Annotated in this window: 14 protein-coding genes and 2 tRNA genes; 4 read left to right on the forward strand and 12 right to left on the reverse strand. The window is 60.6% G+C overall.

The genetic code is table 11. The features are described 5' to 3' along the window. The 7 genes from dnaB to rnr all read right to left on the reverse strand — a co-directional run. A partial coding sequence (dnaB, locus tag ACXR0M_RS23080; RefSeq protein WP_458833981.1) for a replicative DNA helicase occupies positions 1-1,396 on the reverse strand: 1,396 nt, incomplete at its 3' end. 120 nt (positions 1,397-1,516) lie between these two features. After that, positions 1,517-1,963, reverse strand: coding sequence for a 50S ribosomal protein L9 (rplI, locus tag ACXR0M_RS23085; protein ID WP_003221136.1), 447 nt, complete (start codon positions 1,961-1,963; stop codon positions 1,517-1,519). A 19-nt stretch (positions 1,964-1,982) separates the two neighbouring features. Next, a complete protein-coding gene (locus ACXR0M_RS23090; protein WP_064585714.1) occupies positions 1,983-2,876 on the reverse strand; it encodes a hypothetical protein in 894 nt (297 codons plus the stop codon). 36 nt (positions 2,877-2,912) lie between these two features. After that, positions 2,913-3,143: a 30S ribosomal protein S18 gene (gene rpsR, locus ACXR0M_RS23095; protein ID WP_002551829.1), complete on the reverse strand. Its 231-nt coding sequence runs from the start codon at positions 3,141-3,143 to the stop codon at positions 2,913-2,915. 29 nt (positions 3,144-3,172) lie between these two features. After that, positions 3,173-3,592 carry a 30S ribosomal protein S6 gene (gene rpsF / locus ACXR0M_RS23100; protein ID WP_007915844.1) on the reverse strand — a complete coding sequence of 140 codons (420 nt, stop codon included), beginning with the start codon at positions 3,590-3,592 and terminating at the stop codon, positions 3,173-3,175. Between the two features lie 278 nt (positions 3,593-3,870). Further along, the gene (rlmB, locus tag ACXR0M_RS23105) at positions 3,871-4,635 is read right to left on the reverse strand and encodes a 23S rRNA (guanosine(2251)-2'-O)-methyltransferase RlmB (RefSeq protein WP_003221131.1); all 765 of its coding nucleotides are present in this window, start codon (positions 4,633-4,635) and stop codon (positions 3,871-3,873) included. Continuing rightward, the gene (gene rnr / locus ACXR0M_RS23110) at positions 4,632-7,259 is read right to left on the reverse strand and encodes a ribonuclease R (RefSeq protein ID WP_458833982.1); all 2,628 of its coding nucleotides are present in this window, start codon (positions 7,257-7,259) and stop codon (positions 4,632-4,634) included. The genes rlmB and rnr overlap by 4 nt, the downstream gene beginning before the upstream one ends. A gap of 226 nt (positions 7,260-7,485) precedes the next feature. On the opposite strand from rnr, the gene ACXR0M_RS23115 reads away from it, so the two are divergent. From ACXR0M_RS23115 to ACXR0M_RS23130, 4 genes are all read left to right on the forward strand, one after another. Beyond that, positions 7,486-7,572 (forward strand) — tRNA-Leu (locus ACXR0M_RS23115). A gap of 182 nt (positions 7,573-7,754) precedes the next feature. Then, positions 7,755-7,841 (forward strand) — tRNA-Leu (locus ACXR0M_RS23120). 276 nt (positions 7,842-8,117) lie between these two features. Then, the gene (locus tag ACXR0M_RS23125; protein ID WP_458833983.1) at positions 8,118-9,128 is read left to right on the forward strand and encodes an extracellular solute-binding protein; all 1,011 of its coding nucleotides are present in this window, start codon (positions 8,118-8,120) and stop codon (positions 9,126-9,128) included. Next, positions 9,128-10,693, forward strand: coding sequence for an ABC transporter permease (locus tag ACXR0M_RS23130; RefSeq protein ID WP_458833984.1), 1,566 nt, complete (start codon positions 9,128-9,130; stop codon positions 10,691-10,693). Before ACXR0M_RS23125 ends, ACXR0M_RS23130 begins: the two co-directional genes overlap by 1 nt. Before the next feature lie 110 nt (positions 10,694-10,803). On the opposite strand, the gene ACXR0M_RS23135 is transcribed toward ACXR0M_RS23130, so the two are convergent. The 5 genes from ACXR0M_RS23135 to hflK all read right to left on the reverse strand — a co-directional run bounded on the left by ACXR0M_RS23135 (position 10,804) and on the right by hflK (position 17,770). Then, positions 10,804-12,738 carry a methyl-accepting chemotaxis protein gene (locus tag ACXR0M_RS23135; protein ID WP_458833985.1) on the reverse strand — a complete coding sequence of 645 codons (1,935 nt, stop codon included), beginning with the start codon at positions 12,736-12,738 and terminating at the stop codon, positions 10,804-10,806. A gap of 139 nt (positions 12,739-12,877) precedes the next feature. After that, entirely contained in the window at positions 12,878-14,167 is a 1,290-nt protein-coding gene (locus ACXR0M_RS23140) for an adenylosuccinate synthase (RefSeq protein WP_011332187.1), read from the reverse strand. A gap of 54 nt (positions 14,168-14,221) precedes the next feature. Further along, a complete protein-coding gene (locus tag ACXR0M_RS23145; protein ID WP_458833986.1) occupies positions 14,222-15,409 on the reverse strand; it encodes an ATP phosphoribosyltransferase regulatory subunit in 1,188 nt (395 codons plus the stop codon). Positions 15,410-15,722: 313 nt separating this feature from the next. Then, positions 15,723-16,592 carry a protease modulator HflC gene (gene hflC / locus ACXR0M_RS23150; protein ID WP_458833987.1) on the reverse strand — a complete coding sequence of 290 codons (870 nt, stop codon included), beginning with the start codon at positions 16,590-16,592 and terminating at the stop codon, positions 15,723-15,725. Then, entirely contained in the window at positions 16,592-17,770 is a 1,179-nt protein-coding gene (gene hflK, locus ACXR0M_RS23155) for an FtsH protease activity modulator HflK (protein WP_458833988.1), read from the reverse strand. The genes hflC and hflK overlap by 1 nt, the downstream gene beginning before the upstream one ends. Positions 17,771-17,815: the final 45 nt, after the last annotated feature.

The raw sequence follows: 17,815 nt of genomic DNA on the forward strand, positions 1-17,815 counted from the left end.
ATTCGTCGTCGTCGAAGTTATAACTGCCCGGCGCAAGGTTCTCGAACCGCGTGTACTTGCCGATAAACGCCAGGCGGATAAAGCCGATCGGGCCGTTCCGCTGCTTGCCGATGATGATTTCGGCGATGCCTTTATGCTCGGTCTCCGGGTGATACACCTCGTCCCGGTACACGAACATGATCACGTCGGCGTCCTGCTCGATCGCTCCGGATTCCCGCAAGTCGGAGTTCACCGGGCGCTTGTTGGGACGTTGTTCCAGGGAGCGGTTGAGCTGCGACAGCGCCACCACCGGGCAGTTGAATTCCTTGGCCAGGGCTTTCAGGGATCGCGAGATTTCGGAAATCTCGTTGGTCCGATTGTCACCGCTGGAACCGGGGATCTGCATCAGCTGCAAATAGTCGATCATGATCAAGCCGATTTCGCCGTGCTCACGCACCAGGCGGCGGGTCCGCGCGCGCATTTCCGAAGGGCTGATACCGGCGGTGTCATCGATGAACAGCTTGCGGTCATTGAGCAGGTTGACCGCCGAGGTCAGGCGCGGCCAGTCGTCGTCTTCCAGCTGGCCGGAACGCACTTTGGTCTGGTCGATGCGGCCCAGCGAGGACAGCATACGCATCATCAGCGATTCGCCTGGCATCTCGAGGGAGTACACCAGCACCACTTTGTCGCTGCGCAGTACCGCGTTTTCCACCAGGTTCATGGCGAAGGTGGTTTTACCCATCGACGGACGGCCGGCGACGATGATCAGGTCGGACGGCTGCAGGCCGCTGGTCTTGTCATCGAGGTCGGTGTAACCGGTGGACAGGCCGGTAATGCCTTCACCGGTGTTGAACAGCGTGTCGATGCGATCGATCGCCTTGGTCAGCAATTCATTGACGCCGACCGGCCCGCTGGTTTTCGGCCGAGCCTCGGCGATCTGGAAAATCTGCCGTTCGGCTTCATCGAGGATTTCTTCGGCGGTACGGCCCTCGGGGTTGAAGGCCGCATCAGCGATTTCGGTGCTGATACCGATCAATTGGCGCAGCGTCGCACGCTGGCGGACGATCTGCGCATAGGCCTTGATGTTGGCGACCGATGGCGTGTTTTTCGCCAGTTCGCCCAAGTAACCGAGGCCGCCGACCTGCGATGTCTGACCTTCCTTGTCCAGTTGCTCGGCAAGGGTCACGACGTCGATCGGCATGTTCTGATCGGCCAGCTTGGCGATCGCACGGAAGATCAATCGGTGGTCATGCCGGTAGAAATCGCCGTCGGAGACTTGATCGAGCACACGCTCCCAGGCGTTGTTGTCCAGCATCAGACCACCGAGTACAGCCTGTTCGGCCTCGATGGAATGCGGCGGCACTTTCAGCGCGGCGGTTTGCAGATCGTATTGCTCGGGAGCGGAGATTTCGTTCATGGCCACTTGGAGTCAGGGTTGAAAACGGGAGTACCAGAAAGACAAAGGGCACGACCTGTAAACAGGATCGTGCCCGATGTTACCGGCAAGCACCCAAGGGTGCCAGCCGACAAGTGTTGCTTAAGCTGCTACCACGACAACGCGTACGGTGGCTTCAACTTCAGCGTGCAGGTGCACGGCTACGTCGAATTCACCCACGTTGCGGATGGTGCCGTTCGGCAGACGAACTTCGCTCTTCTGCACTTCAACGCCGGAAGCGGTCAGTGCGTCAGCGATGTCGTGAGTACCGATCGAACCGAACAGCTTGCCTTCGTCGCCAGCGGTGGCAGTGATGGTCACTTCCAGCTCGGCCAGTTGGGCAGCACGGCTTTCAGCCGATGCTTTACGGTCTGCGGCGGCTTTTTCCAGCTCAGCGCGACGCTCTTCGAACGCAGCCAGGTTGGCAGCGGTCGCAGCGGTAGCTTTGCCGAAAGGCAGCAGGTAGTTACGGCCGTAACCGGCCTTAACGTTTACTTTGTCGCCCAGGTTGCCCAGGTTGGCGATTTTTTCCAGAAGGATCAGTTGCATGTGGAAATCCTCTTAACTTTTAACCTTCACCGTTCGCGTTATCGGTGTCTTTCGACACGTGACGACCGCGAAAATCAATCAGGCTGTCGACAATGGCTAGAACCACGAGCAACGGATAGATCAGCTGCATGAACAACAGCAGCGTGACGTACAACCCCACCAGCCAGAAACCGGCCAGTCGCTTCTGCCCGACCAGCCCGTGAATCAGGGCCAGTCCGGCGAACACCAGCGGTACACTGCACAACGGCGTCAACATGGCCATCTGTGCACCGAGATTCGGGCCCAGAAGCATCAACGCCAGCAGCAACATCGCCGGCCCCAGCGGGATCCGGATGGCGCGAAACTCGCGACCAAAACCACCCGGGTTGTACAACAACGCTTGCCAATGCCGCCCGACAATCAGGCTCAGCACGCTGACGATCTGCAACAGCGCCGCAATCAGTCCGGTCAGGACCGGTGCAATCAGGGACGCGAACCGCGCTTGCTCATCCACCGACAATTGCTTGTAGGTATCACCAAGAAGCGCCGGCATGACCTTTATCAAGGCTTGCGCGAGCATCTCGATCTGGGCCGCAAACGCCGCCCCGAGCACCACTGAAAACACCACTCCAATCACTACGCTGACCAACAGCGTGCGAACCCAGGACTCACTTGCGCGCAAAACCAACGCAAGTCCCGAAGACCCCAGCAGCACCAGAAGTGCCCGTGGGTCATCGGCATACAGCCACCAGATCAAAGCCGGCAGCAGCCCCAGAGACAGAACACCCAGGGCGTCCGTCAGTCCGCGCCGCAGCAGCACAAGGCTCCCGGCGGCAGCGCCCAACCAATACAACAACGGCAATGTTGCACATCCGGCCACCACGAGTGTGGCCTGCATACGGCCTCGCATGATGAACTCAGCTAAGGCACGCATGCATTCAATCCTTTGCTACTTGTCGACTGCCCGGTCTCAGCGGCCGTGGCTGTCGGTGTAGGCCAGCAGGGCCAGGAAGCGGGCGCGCTTGATAGCGGTGGCCAGCTGACGCTGATAACGAGCTTTGGTACCGGTGATGCGGCTTGGAACGATTTTGCCGGTCTCGGATACGTAGGCTTTCAGAGTGTTGAGATCTTTGTAATCGATCTCTTTCACGTCTTCAGCGGTGAAACGGCAGAATTTACGACGACGGAAGAAACGTGCCATTTGATAGGCTCCTTAATAAGGTCCGTGGATTACTCGTCAGCGTTATCGCTGTCGTTCTCTTCGCCTTCAGCGCTTTCAGCGCCTTCGTGCTCAGGACGATCGCGACGCTCACGGCGCTCACTGCGGTTTTCTTCAGCCTTGAGCATCTCGGATTGGCCGGTAACGGCTTCGTCGCGACGGATGACCAGGTTACGGATCACTGCATCGTTGTAGCGGAAGTTGTCTTCCAGCTCGGCCAGGGCCTTGCCAGTGCACTCAACGTTCAGCATCACGTAGTGAGCCTTGTGAACATTGTTGATTGCGTAGGCCAGTTGACGACGGCCCCAATCTTCCAGACGGTGGATTTTGCCGCCGTCTTCTTCGATCAGCTTGGTGTAACGCTCAACCATGCCGCCGACTTGCTCGCTCTGATCCGGGTGGACCAGAAAGATGATTTCGTAATGACGCATGAATGCTCCTTACGGGTTGTAGCCTGCCGCTCAAAAACGGTCAGACAAGGAGTGAATGACACTTATGGACTTGCTGGCGCGGGGCACATGCGTGCCTGCCGTCACAGCAAGGGGCGTAATTGTAGAGAAGGGATTGGGGCGGCGCAAGGCAATTGGTGATTATTTGAACAATCACCGGAAGACATCTGTAGGAGCCGCCGAAGGCTGCGATCTTTTGACTTTGTTTTTTAAGATCAAGATCAAAAGATCGCAGCCTGCGGCAGCTCCTACAGGGGGCCTTATTTCTTGGCGGCAGCCTTGGCTTTTGCGCCGCGCTGACGCTGGGCTTCGAACAGGCACACGCCGGTGGCCACGGACACGTTGAGGCTGCTGACGCTGCCGGCCATCGGCAGATTCACCAGATAGTCGCAATGCTCGCGGGTCAGGCGACGCATGCCTTTGCCTTCGGCGCCCATGATCAGGATGGTCGGGCCGGTCAGGTCCTGGTCATAGATGCTGACCTCGGCCTCACCCGCCGTACCGACCACCCACAGACCACGTTGCTGGAGCTTTTCCAGAGTACGCGCGAGGTTGGTCACAGCCACCAGAGGAATAACCTCGGCCGCGCCACACGCCACTTTACGCACCACCGGGGTCAGAGTTGCCGACTTGTCCTTGGGCACGATTACCGCCAGCGCACCGGCCGCATCGGCCGAACGCAGGCAGGCGCCGAGGTTGTGCGGATCGGTCACGCCGTCGAGCACCAGCAACAGCGGCGCGCCTTCGGTGCGGTCGAGCAGTTCGTCGAGCATCGCCTCGCCCCAGACCTGGCTCGGACTCACGTCCGCCACCACGCCCTGGTGCACGCCCTCAACCCAGGCGTCCATTTCGCGGCGCTCGGCCTGACCGATCTGCACACGATTCTCGTTGGCCAGTTCGATCAGGGTCTGCACGCGCGGATCGTTGCGGCTTTCAGCCAGCCAGATCTGCTTGACGCGTTTCGGGTGGTGACGCAGCAACGCTTCTACCGCGTGAACGCCGTAGATTTTTTCCAACTGACTCATGACTTCGCCTTCGGTTTACGTGCCCCGCCACTTTTGGCTGGAGCGGAACCCGCTTTCGGCGGGCCCTTGCGGTGTTTGCTCGGTTTGCCGGATTTGCCGGAGGCCGCTTCAGGCGCCGAGCGACCGGTCTTTCCCCCGGACGCCGCTTTACCACCGTTTTTCGCATCGGCCAGCAAGGCCTTCTTCATTTCACGGCTTTTGCGCAGCTCGGCGTTTTTCGCCACGGCATCGCTCGGACGATAGGCCTCGGCGGCTTTCTCTTTGGCCGGACGACGACCAGCGGTTTTTGCCGGTGCCTTTTCTTCGGCAGCCTTGGACGCCGGAGCAGCAGTTTCAGCACCGCGCTTCTTGCGGCCAATCGGCGCACTGATGGTTTTTTCTGCCATCTCGAAGTCGATCTTGCGCTCGTCGAGGTCAACGCGCATGACCCGCACTTCAACGGTATCGCCGAGGCGGAAGCTGCGACCGGTGCGCTCGCCCGCGAGGCGGTGATGCACAGGATCGAAGTGGTAGTAATCGCCCGGCAGCGCGGTGACGTGCACCAGACCTTCGACGTAAATGTCGGTCAGTTCGACGAACAGACCAAAACCGGTCACGGCAGTGATCACGCCCGGGAAAGACTCGCCCACGCGATCCTTCATGAACTCGCACTTGAGCCAGTTCACCACGTCGCGGGTGGCTTCGTCGGCGCGGCGTTCGCTCATCGAGCATTGCTCGCCGAGTTGCTCCAGCGCCGCCTCATCGTACGGATAGATGCGCGCCTTCGGAATGGTCATCGCCCCGGCACGACGTACGTGCGGAGTGTCCTGTTTCGAATGGATCACGCTGCGGATCGCGCGGTGCGTGAGCAGGTCCGGGTAACGACGGATCGGCGAGGTGAAGTGGGTATAGGCTTCGTAATTCAGGCCGAAGTGGCCTTCGTTCTGGGCGCTGTACACCGCCTGGCTCAGGGAGCGCAGCATCACGGTCTGGATCAGGTGGAAGTCTGGACGGTCCTTGATGCTCGCCAACAAGGCCTGATAATCCTTCGGCGACGGGCCTTCCTTGCCTTTGTGCAGGGACAGGCCAAGCTCGCCAAGGAAGGCGCGCAGTTTTTCCAGACGCTCAGGTGGCGGGCCGTCATGGACGCGATACAACGCAGGGATTTCGTGCTTTTTCAGGAACTCTGCGGTGGCCACGTTGGCCGCCAGCATGCATTCCTCGATCAGCTTGTGCGCATCATTGCGAGTGGTCGGACGGATTTCGGCAATCTTGCGTTCGGTACCGAAGATGATTCGGGTTTCCTGGGTTTCGAAATCGATTGCGCCACGCGTATGACGGGCCGCCAGCAGCACTTTGTACAGCGCATAAAGCTGCTTGAGGTGCGGCACCACGTCGGTGTATTCGCCGCGAAGCTTGCGCGCTTCAGTGGCTTTGGGGGTTTCCAGCATCGCGCTGACCTTGTTGTAGGTCAGACGGGCATGGGAGTGGATCACCGCTTCATAGAAGCAGTAGTCGGTCATTTCACCGGACTTGGAGATGGTCATCTCGCAAACCATGGCCAGACGATCGACGTGCGGGTTCAGCGAGCACAGACCGTTGGACAGCTGCTCAGGGAGCATCGGCACCACGCGCTCAGGGAAGTACACCGAGTTGCCGCGCACCTGGGCTTCGTTGTCCAGCGCCGAACCGATCTTCACGTAGCTGGAAACGTCGGCGATCGCCACGTACAACTTCCAGCCGCCGGAGAACAGGCGCAGTTTGCCCGGTTTGGCTTCGCAGTAGACCGCGTCGTCGAAGTCGCGAGCGTCTTCGCCGTCGATGGTGACGAACGGCAGATGGCGCAGATCGATGCGCTTCTCTTTGTCCTTCTCTTCGACTTCCGGCTTGAGTTTGGCCGCTTCTTTGAGAACGGCTTCAGGCCAGACGTGCGGGATGTCGTAGGTACGCAGCGCGACATCGATTTCCATGCCCGGCGCCATGTAGTTGCCGACCACTTCGACCACATCGCCTTGCGGCTGGAAGCGCGGCGTCGGCCAGTGGGTGATTTTCACCTCGACGAACTGACCGATCTGGGCGTTGGCGTTGCGGCCCGGGGTGACCAGCACTTCCTGCTGGATCTTCGGGTTGTCGGCAACGACAAAACCGATGCCGCCCTCTTCGAAGTAGCGACCGACGATGGTTTCGTGAGCACGCGACACAACTTCGACGATCATGCCTTCGCGGCGACCGCGACGGTCAAGACCGGAAACGCGGGCCAGGGCACGGTCACCGTCGAACACCAGACGCATTTGCGCCGGGCTCATGAACAGGTCATCGCTGCCATCGTCCGGCACCAGGAAGCCAAAACCGTCACGGTGACCGCTGATGCGGCCGAGGATCAGGTCGAGCTTGTCCACCGGCGCGTAAGTGCCACGGCGGGTGTAGATCAGTTGAGCGTCGCGCTCCATGGCGCGCAAGCGGCGGCGCAGGGCTTCGATCTGGTCTTCGGTGGTCAGACCAAACTCTTCGACCAGCTCTTCACGGGCAGCAGGCGAACCACGATCAGCAAGGTGCTGAAGGATCAGTTCGCGGCTGGGAATAGGGTTTTCATATTTTTCCGCTTCACGAGCGGCCTCGGGATCGAGGGACTGCCAATCGGCCATTAGATAGTTTTCACCTTGTCTATATGCGGGTTAGTTTGGCATAGGCGCCATCAAACGGGAAATTTCCCACTCTATAAGGCTGTTCTAAAGCCTTGTATCGACGCGTGAAAGCCCTTTTGAACACCACCGGTAAAAAAAATCCATTTTTTTTGCGGGCAGGGGTTTACAGCTAAAAAGGCGCTCCGTATAGTGCGCGCCATCGACGACGTACACACGTTGCCGAGATGCCCAGGTGGTGAAATTGGTAGACACGCCAGCTTCAGGTGCTGGTGACCTTACGGTCGTGGAAGTTCGAGTCTTCTCCTGGGCACCAATTTCGAGTTTTGAGACTAGATCAGTTTCGAGACTCACACAAAAACCCGCGAAAGCGGGTTTTTTGCATTCTAAGGAACGCGTTTGTTAAAACCGATTTATTAAAATTAAATCAGGGGTTTACAGATCAACAAGCGCTCCGTATAGTGCGCCACATCAACAGCGGCAACGCTCGCGATGAATGCCCAGATGGTGAAATTGGTAGACACGCCAGCTTCAGGTGCTGGTGACCTTACGGTCGTGGAAGTTCGAGTCTTCTTCTGGGCACCAATTCAAATTCAAGGTTACGACCTTGAGTTTCCCAAAAACCCGCGAAAGCGGGTTTTTGCGTTTCTGCCTTCCTGAAATTCTTGATCAAACCCTGTAGGAGCTGCCGCAGGCTGCGATCCTTTGACTTTGATTTTTAAAAACAAGATCAAAAGATCGCAGCCTTCGGCAGCTCCTACAGGGGGGGGGGAATTCGTCGAGCAGCAAGGCGCATTTGAGAAACAATATCGTTTATCATTGTCACAAGTTTTTGCAATGCGACAGTGAGGAACCCTGCGAATGATATTTCGAAATACCCTGCGCCGAGGCTTGACCTTCACCCTGCTCGGCCTGGCACTCGCCACTCCCCTCACCCAGGCAGCCGACGCGGTTTCCCTGACGCTCTACAACGGTCAGCACAAGGAAGTCGGCGATGCAATCGCCAAAGCCTTCGAAGCCAAGACCGGCATTCACGTCAATGTGCGCAAAGGCAGCAGCAACCAGCTCGCCAGCCAGATCATCGAAGAAGGCGAGCGCTCTCCCGCCGACGTGATCTACACCGAAGAATCCCCGCCACTGAACAATCTTGGCGAACAAGGTCTGCTGGCCAAGACCGATGACGCCACGCTGGCTGTGCTGCCGAAAGAATATGTCGCCGGCAACGGCACCTGGATCGGCGTCACCGCGCGGGTTCGCGTGGTTGCTTACAACCCGAAGCTGATCGATGAAAAGGATTTGCCGAAATCGGTACTCGGTTTCTCCGATCCAAAATGGCAAGGCAAGGTTGGCTTCGTACCAACCAGCGGCGCGTTTCAGGAACAGGCCGTAGCAATCATCAAAATGCACGGCCGTGATGCCGCCGAAGAATGGCTGACCGGGCTGCGCGCTTTCGGCAAGACCTACAGCAACAACATGGTCGCGCTCAAAGCGGTGGAAAACGGCGAAGTCGCCACGGTGCTGGTGAACAACTACTACTGGTTCGCCCTGCAGCGCGAAAAAGGCCAACTCGATTCGAAACTGCATTACTTCACCGACGGCGACGTCGGCGGGCTGATCACCGTGTCCAGCGCGGCCGTCCTCAAATCCAGCAAACACCCGAAAGAAGCCCAGCAATTCCTCGCCTACATGGCCAGCGAGGAAGGTCAGCGCGTGATCACCCAGACCACCGCCGAATACCCGCTGCACAAAGGCATGGAGTCGGACCGCGGTCTCAAACCATTCAGCGAGCTGCAAGCGCCAAATGTCACTCCGGCCGACCTGGGCAACGCCGAAGAAGCGCTGGAACTGGAACGTGAAGTTGGCCTGAACTGATGGCCGCATCGTTATCCGCCCCCGCCGCGCGCGGGGGTTACGTGCCACGGCGCAAACGGCCGTCAATCTGGCTGGTGCTGCCGGTTTTATTACTGGTGGTGCTCAGCCTGCTGCCGCTGGCCTACGTCGGCCTGAAAGCCTGGCAGGCCGGCTGGGCCGAAGCGCTGCATCTGCTATGGCGCCCGTATGTGTTCGGCCTGCTGCGCAACACTCTGGCGCTAATGGTCGGCGTGACGCTGACCTGCGGCGTGATCGGTCTGTCGCTGGCCTGGCTGCTGGAACGCAGCAATCTGCCGGGCCGACGCCTGTGGGGCGTGGTTCTATGCCTGCCGTTCGCGGTGCCGGCGTTTGTCAGCAGCTTCACCTGGGTCTCGTTGAGCGCACAGTTCGAAGGCCTCGGCGGGGCGATTCTGGTGATGAGCCTGTCAAAGTATCCGCTGATCTTTCTGCCGGTGGCAGCGACCCTGCGCAACCTCGATCCATCTCTGGAGGAATCCGCCCGCACCCTGGGACAGAACCGCTGGGGCGTATTTTTCCGCGTCACCCTGCCCTTGCTCTGGCCGTCGCTGCTGGCCGGCTCGCTGCTGATTGCCCTGCACATGCTGGTGGAATTCGGCGCGCTGTCGATCATCGGCCTGCAAACCTTCACCACGGCGATCTATCAGCAATTCGAACTGGAATTCAGTAACGCCAACGCGGCGATGCTCTCCGCGGTATTGCTCGCCCTGTGTCTGATGCTGCTGTGGCTGGAGCTGCGGGTGCGCGGCAAGGGTCGGCATGTACGCACCGGCCAAGGCGCGGCGCGTCAGGCCGAACAAGTGCGCCTCGGGCCGTGGGCCATCGTCGGTCAGCTGTATTGCCTGCTGCTGGCAATTGTCGGCAGCGGGATTCCGCTGGGCATGCTCGCCTATTGGCTGGCGGTCGGCTCGTCGGCAGCATTTCCGGTCGCGGCGATCAGTGAAGCGCTACTGTCGTCACTGGCCCTGTCGCTGGGTGGCGCAGCGTTGTGCCTGCTGCTGGCGGTGCCGGTCGGATTGCTGGTGGTGCGTTACAAGGGCCAACTGGCGATCTGGGCCGAGCGTCTGCCGTATCTGCTGCATGCGCTGCCGGGGCTGGTGATTGCGCTGACGCTGGTGTATTTCGCCCTGCATTACGTGCCGGCGCTGTACCAGACTTCGGCACTGCTGCTGATTGCCTATGCGTTGCTGTTTCTGCCACTGGCGCAGGCACCGATTCGCACCGCATTGAACAAGGCTGCGCCGCAGCTCGAAGAAGCCGCACGCACGCTGGGCGCGTCGTCGTTCACGGCGTTTTGCCGGGTGACGCTGCCGATCATTTTCCCGGCACTGGGTGCCGCGTTTGCCCTGGTGTTTCTGGATGCGATGAAGGAGCTGACGGCGACGCTGCTGTTGAGTCCGACCGGGTTGAACACGCTGGCGACCGAGGTCTGGGCGCATACGGCGAATGTCGAGTTCGCGGCGGCGGCACCTTATGCGGCGTTGTTGATTGTGGTGTCGGGATTGCCGGTGTATCTGCTGACGACGCGGATGTATCTGAGTCGCTGAAGTCGCCTTCGCGAGCAAGCCCGCCCCCACAGTTTGATCGCATTCCCCGGTTGGAACTCGGTCAAACTGTGGGAGCGGGCTTGCTCGCGAAGAGGCCCGCCAAAATACCCTTAAGCCCTGAACTGCCCCAGACTGGCCTTCAACTGCGCCGCCAAGCTATCCAGCACCTTGCCACTGGCCGTGGTCTCCACCACCGCCTGCGCCGCTTTCTCGGCCTGAGCATGAATCGTCTCGACCCGTCCGCGCACCGCTTGTGCGCCCTGCGCCTGATGCGCCGCTGCCTGCGTCGCCAGACCGATCGCTGCGTGCACTTGCTCGACCGATGCCTGCACCGACTGCTGCAGCCGTGCACTGTCGCGCAACACCAGCAAACCTTCGCTGGCCTGGCGCCCGGCCTGCCCGATTGCCTCTACCGCCTCACGCGCCCCCTGCTGCAGAGCGACGATGTGCGCCTGAATGTCGCCGGTGGAGCTTTGCGTCTTGCTTGCCAACGCCCGCACTTCGTCTGCCACCACCGCGAAACCACGCCCGGTCTCGCCCGCCCGCGCCGCCTCAATGGCGGCGTTGAGCGCCAGCAGGTTGGTCTGCTCGGCGATACCGTGAATCACCGTCAGCACCACTTCAATCTGTTCACTCTGTTGCGCCAGGCGCTCGATGACTTTCGCCCCGGTGTCGACCTGCCCGGCCAGCGCTTCGATCAGGCTGCCGACCTTGGCCGAGGTGCGGGTGTTTTCGTCGGTGGCCTGACGAATGTCCACCACCTGCTTCAACGCCGCCTGCATCGCCTGGCTTTCCGATTGTGCCTCGTCGGCCATCTGCGACAGCGCGCGCAGGCTCTCAGCGACTTCATCACGCTGCATCCCGGCTGCCGCATCGGCGCCGGCATTGCGCAGGGTCATCGCGCCAATTTCCACGCCGGTACGCTGGGCCACGTCGCCCGCCTCACGCACGATCGGCTGCAACTTGTCCACAAAGCGATTGACCGCCGACGCCATGTCGCCGATCTCATCCTTGCTGTTGATCTGCACGCGCTTGGTCAGGTCGCCCTCACCCGCCGCCAGATCATCCATCGCGGCGTTGAGCATCTTCAGGCGATTGACCACCCGATGCCCGAGCACCACCGCCAGCAGCAACAGCACGCCACAGCCGACCAGCGCCAGACCCATACCGATGCGCCAGCGCAACGTCGCGGCGGCGTCCTGCACGGTACTGCTGGTATTGGCTTTCATTTCGGTCGCGGTGGATTGCGCCGACTGCAGGCGCGCCTGCATTGCTTTGGCGCTATCAGCGGCGGCACCCTTGAGGCTGTCGCCGACCAGTTGATCGCTGCTGGCGATCAGCGCCGAGAAGCGCTGGTCGAGCGCGGCCAGATCGGTTTCCACCGAAGCGGTCGACACACCCATCAACACTTTGCCAATCTCGACGCCGTTGGGGTTGATCGAGGCTTCGAGGTAGTAGACGGAGGGATCGTTTTTCGCCGCGTCCAGCACCTTGTCCAGCGCCCGCTCGCCCTGGCCTTTTTCCAGCAGGGCCTTGTTGATCGGGTTTTCGCGATTCAGATAGCGGGTCAGGTGCTGCCCGGTAGCGTCGTCGTAAACCACGAAAAGTACGTTGGGATTGCGCTGGGCGCGGCGGGCGAATTCGGAAAGGGTCGGCACGTCGCTGTCCCACATGGCGCGCGGCGCCACCGAGGCGAGCAACTGCGCCATGTCATTGGCCGAGTCCTTCAGGTCCTTTTCCAACGTCGCACGCAGTTGCGCCTGCTCGTCCTTCAGACGCGCGGACAGGCCGGCGGTCAAACGCTGGCGGGTGCTCGAGGAAAGGTTATCGAGGCTCGAGGTGACTTCACGCCCGGCCTGCTCCAACTCGCTCGAGAGCTTCTGGCTATCGGCGCCCAGGCGAACGCCAAGGTCGGCTTCCAGCGCCGTGACCGTGCTTCGTGTCAGGGCGACTGCCACCAGCACTTGCACCAAAAGGGCGATACCAAGGGTAACGAACACGGGCCGCAACAAACGGCTTTGTAACAGTGAGAGAACGGCCGACACTGTGAATCCCTCTACTTCTGACGCCATTAATTTGATGGCACTCTTGTAGACAGAATCACAGCAAAGGTCATGCCGTGCAGCCGGCATAAACGACAAAGGCCCCGATTAAGGGGCCTTTGTTTTTTACATCAACGACTTATCAAGCGAACGGATGACGCAGAACGATGGTTTCGTTGCGGTCCGGGCCCGTCGAAATAATGTCGATCGGTGCACCGATCAATTCTTCAACGCGCTTGATGTAGGCACGAGCGTTAGCCGGCAGCTCTTCCAGGGTCTTGGCGCCCACGGTCGATTCGCTCCAGCCCGGCACTTCTTCGTACACAGGCTGCAGGCCTACGTAGCTGTCAGCGTCGGTCGGCGCCACGGCATTGCCTTGCGCGTCCTTATAGCCGGTGCAGATGTTGATGGTTTCCAGACCATCGAGCACGTCCAGCTTGGTCAGGCAGATACCCGAGATGCTGTTCACATCGATAGCGCGACGCAGGATAACGGCGTCGAACCAGCCGCAACGACGGGCACGGCCGGTGGTCGCTCCGAACTCGTGACCTTGCTTGGCCAGGTGCGCGCCGACTTCGTCGAACAGCTCGGTCGGGAACGGGCCGGAACCGACGCGAGTGGTGTAAGCCTTGGTGATGCCCAGGATGTAATCGAGGAACATCGGGCCAACGCCCGAACCGGTCGCCACGCCACCGGCGGTGGTGTTGGAGCTGGTCACGTACGGGTAGGTACCGTGGTCGATGTCGAGCAACGAACCTTGGGCGCCTTCGAACATGATGTCTTTGCCGGCACGACGCAGGTCGTGCAGTTCGGCCGTCACGTCGAGCATCAGCGGCTTGAGCAGCTCAGCGTATTCCTTGCACTCGGCCAGGGTCTTTTCGAACTCGATGGCCGGCTCTTTGTAGTAACCGACCAGCATGAAGTTGTGGTAATCCACCAGTTCACGCAGCTTGTCTTCGAAGCGCGGCATGTTGAGCAGGTCGCCAACGCGCAGGCCACGACGGGCAACCTTGTCTTCGTACGCCGGGCCGATGCCGCGACCGGTGGTACCGATCTTCAGCTCGCCACGGGCCTTTTCACGGGCCTGGTCCAGCGCCACGTGGAAGGACAGGATCAGCGGGCAGGACGGGCTGATACGCAGGCGCTCGCGCACCGGTACGCCTTTCTCTTCCAGCTTGGTGATCTCGCGCAGCAGGGCGTCAGGTGCAACCACCACGCCGTTGCCGATCAGGCACTGCACGCCTTCGCGCAGCACGCCCGACGGGATCAGGTGCAAGACGGTTTTTTCGCCGTCGATCACCAGGGTGTGGCCAGCGTTGTGACCGCCCTGGTAGCGCACTACGGCGGCAGCATGTTCGGTCAGCAGATCAACGATCTTGCCTTTGCCCTCATCACCCCATTGGGTGCCCAGGACTACGACATTCTTACCCATAACACTTGTCCTCATTCGCGCAAACTTGGTGCCGGCGATGGCCGGCAGGAAAACTCAAGAAGCCAGTGGCGATACTTGCCAAAGCCCGTTCTGCTGAATCAATTGCCGGTCGCAGTCCGCTTCACGGGCGGCGGCCAAAGGTTGTCCAGGCAACGCCTGAACGACACGCTGACCCTCACTGCGCAACTGGCAAACCTGCTGCCAGAGTGCCGCATCCGTACTGTCAGGCATCCAGATACCGCCAGACGGTAGCTCGATCTCAGCACGCCCCAGGGTCACCAGGGTTTTCAAATCGGTAGAGAAGCCGGTTGCCGGACGGGCGCGACCGAAGTCGGCGCCGATGTCATCGTAACGACCGCCCTGAGCGATGGACTGTCCCACGCCCGGTACGAATACCGCGAACACCACACCGGTGTGGTAGTGGTAGCCGCGCAGCTCGCCCAGATCGAAGTACAACGGCAGCTCCGGGAAGCGCACCGACAGACGCTCGGCGATCGCCAGCAAGTCTTCCAGCGCGGCCAGCACCGGCGCCGGCGCATTGGCCAGACGTTCGCGAGCGGCAGCCAGTACCTCACGTCCGCCACACAGATCGACCAGTGCCCGCAGCATGCCGGACAGATCGGCCGGCAGGCCTTCGGTCAAGGTAATGACCTCGTCGATGGCCTTGCGTTGCAGCGCGTCGAACAACTGCTGCTCGACTTCGCCGGACAGCCCGGCGGCGCGCGCCAGACCACGGTAGATGCCGACATGACCAAGGTCCATGTGCACATCCGGCACGTCGGCCAGTTGCAGCATGGCCAGCATCAGGCTGATCACTTCAACGTCGCTGCTCGGGCTGGCATCGCCGTACAGCTCCGCGCCCAGCTGGATCGGGCTGCGCGAGGACGACAATGCACGCGGCTGGGCATGCAGGACGCTGCCGGCGTAGCACAGACGGCTCGGGCCTTCGCGACGCAGGGTGTGCGCATCGATGCGCGCCACTTGCGGCGTGATGTCTGCGCGAAAGCCCATCTGCCGGCCCGATTGCGGGTCGATGACCTTGAAGGTACGCAGATCCAGGTCCTGGCCTGCACCGGTCAGCAGGGATTCCAGGTACTCGATATGGGGAGTCACGACAAACTCGTAACCCCAGCTCTGGAACAGATCCAACACCTGACGACGCGCGACTTCAATGCGCGCCGCTTCCGGTGGCAGTACTTCTTCGATGCCATCTGGCAGCAGCCAGCGGTCTACCGTTGCCATTACGCCATTCCCCTTTGATCCGGGCGGCCAGCCTGCGGGCGAGCCTTGAGTGAAGCAGAAAATGACCGATCCGTTCAAAACGCACGCGCATGAACGACGCGGCGAAAGGCCTGTCACCGGCTTCGCCCATCACTTTCCTCGAAAAACGTTCGGGCCATTCAACCCGATGCCTGCAACAAAAAACAGCAATCAAACGTGCAGACGCAAAAAAGCCGGGAATTTCCCGGCTGCCGCATCATACACACGTTTTCCCAAAGGATCACCCCGCCCGAGGTTTTAGCCGCCGGGCGGAGCGATTCAGGTCAACGCCGTATCAAGGCTTGGACTTTTCCAGGTAACGGAAGAAGTCGCTGCTTGGGTCGAGAACCATGACGTCGGATTTGTTCGCGAAGCTTTCACGGTAGGCGCGCAGGCTGCGGTAGAAACCGTAGAACTCCTGATCCTGACCGTAGGCCTTGGAGTAGATCGCAGCCGCCTGGGCATCACCGTCACCGCGAATTTCTTCGGATTGACGATAGGCTTCAGCCAGCAGCACGCGGCGCTGGCGATCGGCGTCGGCACGAATGCCCTCGGCCAGCTCGTTACCCTTGGCGCGGTGCTCACGAGCTTCACGCTCACGCTCGGTGCTCATACGTTCGAACACGCTGCGGTTCACTTCTTTCGGCAGATCGATGGCCTTGACCCGGACATCGACCACTTCGATACCCAGCTCTTTTTCCGCCATCGAGTTCAGCGAGGCGGTGATATCAGCCATCAGTGCGTCGCGCTCACCCGACACCACTTCGTGCAGGGTGCGCTTGCCGAACTGGTCACGCAGGCCCGATTCCAGACGACGGGACAGACGCTCGTCGGCGATCTGCTTGAGGCCGGACGTCGCGGTGTAGAAGCGCTCGGCATCTTTCACCCGCCACTTGGCGTAGGCATCGACCATCACGGCTTTCTTTTCCAGCGTCAGGAAGCGTTGTGTCGGTGCATCCAGCGTCATCAGGCGTGCGTCAAATTTACGCACCTGGTTAACGTAAGGCACTTTCACATGCAGACCCGGCTGGACATCGGCCTGAACCACACGACCGAATTGCAGCAGCACCGCACGCTCGGTCTGAGCCACGATGTAGAAGCAGTTCCAGCCGACCAGAACCACAACGACGCCAACAATCAGGGCGATCAGCGATTTATTGCTCATCAGCGGGTCTCCCTTGTGCGTGTCTGCGGCAGGTCAGTGACATGCGGCGCGACGTCCGTGTTGTTGCCGGCAGCGGCCGAACCGGTCACCGGTGCATTGCTGCCACCCGAGCTGTTCTGAATCATCTTGTCCAACGGCAGGTAAAGCAGGTTGCTCTGGCCGTTCTTGTTGCCGGTCACGAGCACCTTGCTGGTGTTGCTGAAGACTTCCTGCATGGTGTCCAGGTACAGACGCTGGCGGGTGACTTCAGGTGCCTTGCGATACTCGGCGACCAGTTTGGTGAAGCGGTCGGCCTCACCCTTGGCGCGCGAGATCGTTTCGTCGCGGTAACCGTTGGCATCCTCGAGGATGCGCTGGGCCTGACCACGAGCTTCCGGCACGACGCCGTTGGCGTAGGTTTCCGCCTGGTTGCGCGAACGCTGCTCGTCTTCGCGGGCGCGGATCACGTCGTCGAAGGCTTCCTGCACTTCACGCGGGGCTGCCGCGTTCTGTACGTTGACCTGGGTGACGGTGATACCGGTGCGATAGGTATCGAGGAAGCGTTGCAGACGCTCCTTGATTTCGCTGGCCATCAATTCACGACCTTCGGTCAGCACCTGGTCCATGGCGGTGGAACCCACCACGTGGCGCAGGGCGCTGTCGGTCGCATGCTGCAGGCTGATTTCCGGCTGATCGACGTTCAGCACGAAGTCCTGCAGGTTGGTGATCTTGTACTGCACGGTCAGCGGCACTTCGACGATGTTCTCGTCTTCGGTCAGCATCTGGCCCTGCTTGGTGTACGCACGCTCACGCGTAACGTTTTCCATGTACTTCTTGTCGATCGGCGGGAAGTAGATGTTCAGGCCCGGACCGACAGTCTCGTAGTACTTGCCGAAGCGCAGCACCACGGCCTGCTCCTGCTCGTCAACCACATAGACCGCGCTGTACAGCCAGACGGCCGCCAGCACCACGAGGCCGATGCCGAGCAGACCGCCGAAGCCGCCACCGCTCCGGCCCGAACCACCGCCGTCATCACCACCGCGTTTCTTACCACCACCGAACAACCCGTTCAGGCTTTCCTGCAGCTTTCGGAAGGCCTCGTCGAGATCCGGTGGCCCCTTGCGGTCGCCGTTATTGCGGCGCTTGCCACCCCAGGGATCCTGATTATTCGAGTTGCCACCCGGCTCATTCCAAGCCATAGCGCTCTCCATCTGATAAAGCAAAGACGCACCCACGGCGCGCCG

Source organism: Pseudomonas sp. Eth.TT006 (assembly GCF_054456575.1).

Excerpts from the sequence above, each read along its gene's own strand:
- rplI (WP_003221136.1), bottom strand. The coding sequence starts at position 1,963 with ATGCAACTGATCCTTCTGGAAAAAATCGCCAACCTGGGCAACCTGGGC.
- ACXR0M_RS23090 (WP_064585714.1), bottom strand. The coding sequence starts at position 2,876 with ATGCGTGCCTTAGCTGAGTTCATCATGCGAGGCCGTATGCAGGCCACA.
- rpsR (WP_002551829.1), bottom strand. The coding sequence starts at position 3,143 with ATGGCACGTTTCTTCCGTCGTCGTAAATTCTGCCGTTTCACCGCTGAA.
- rpsF (WP_007915844.1), bottom strand. The coding sequence starts at position 3,592 with ATGCGTCATTACGAAATCATCTTTCTGGTCCACCCGGATCAGAGCGAG.
- rlmB (WP_003221131.1), bottom strand. The coding sequence starts at position 4,635 with ATGAGTCAGTTGGAAAAAATCTACGGCGTTCACGCGGTAGAAGCGTTG.
- rnr (WP_458833982.1), bottom strand. The coding sequence starts at position 7,259 with ATGGCCGATTGGCAGTCCCTCGATCCCGAGGCCGCTCGTGAAGCGGAA.
- ACXR0M_RS23125 (WP_458833983.1), top strand. The coding sequence starts at position 8,118 with ATGATATTTCGAAATACCCTGCGCCGAGGCTTGACCTTCACCCTGCTC.
- ACXR0M_RS23130 (WP_458833984.1), top strand. The coding sequence starts at position 9,128 with ATGGCCGCATCGTTATCCGCCCCCGCCGCGCGCGGGGGTTACGTGCCA.
- ACXR0M_RS23140 (WP_011332187.1), bottom strand. The coding sequence starts at position 14,167 with ATGGGTAAGAATGTCGTAGTCCTGGGCACCCAATGGGGTGATGAGGGC.
- ACXR0M_RS23145 (WP_458833986.1), bottom strand. The coding sequence starts at position 15,409 with ATGGCAACGGTAGACCGCTGGCTGCTGCCAGATGGCATCGAAGAAGTA.
- hflC (WP_458833987.1), bottom strand. The coding sequence starts at position 16,592 with ATGAGCAATAAATCGCTGATCGCCCTGATTGTTGGCGTCGTTGTGGTT.
- hflK (WP_458833988.1), bottom strand. The coding sequence starts at position 17,770 with ATGGCTTGGAATGAGCCGGGTGGCAACTCGAATAATCAGGATCCCTGG.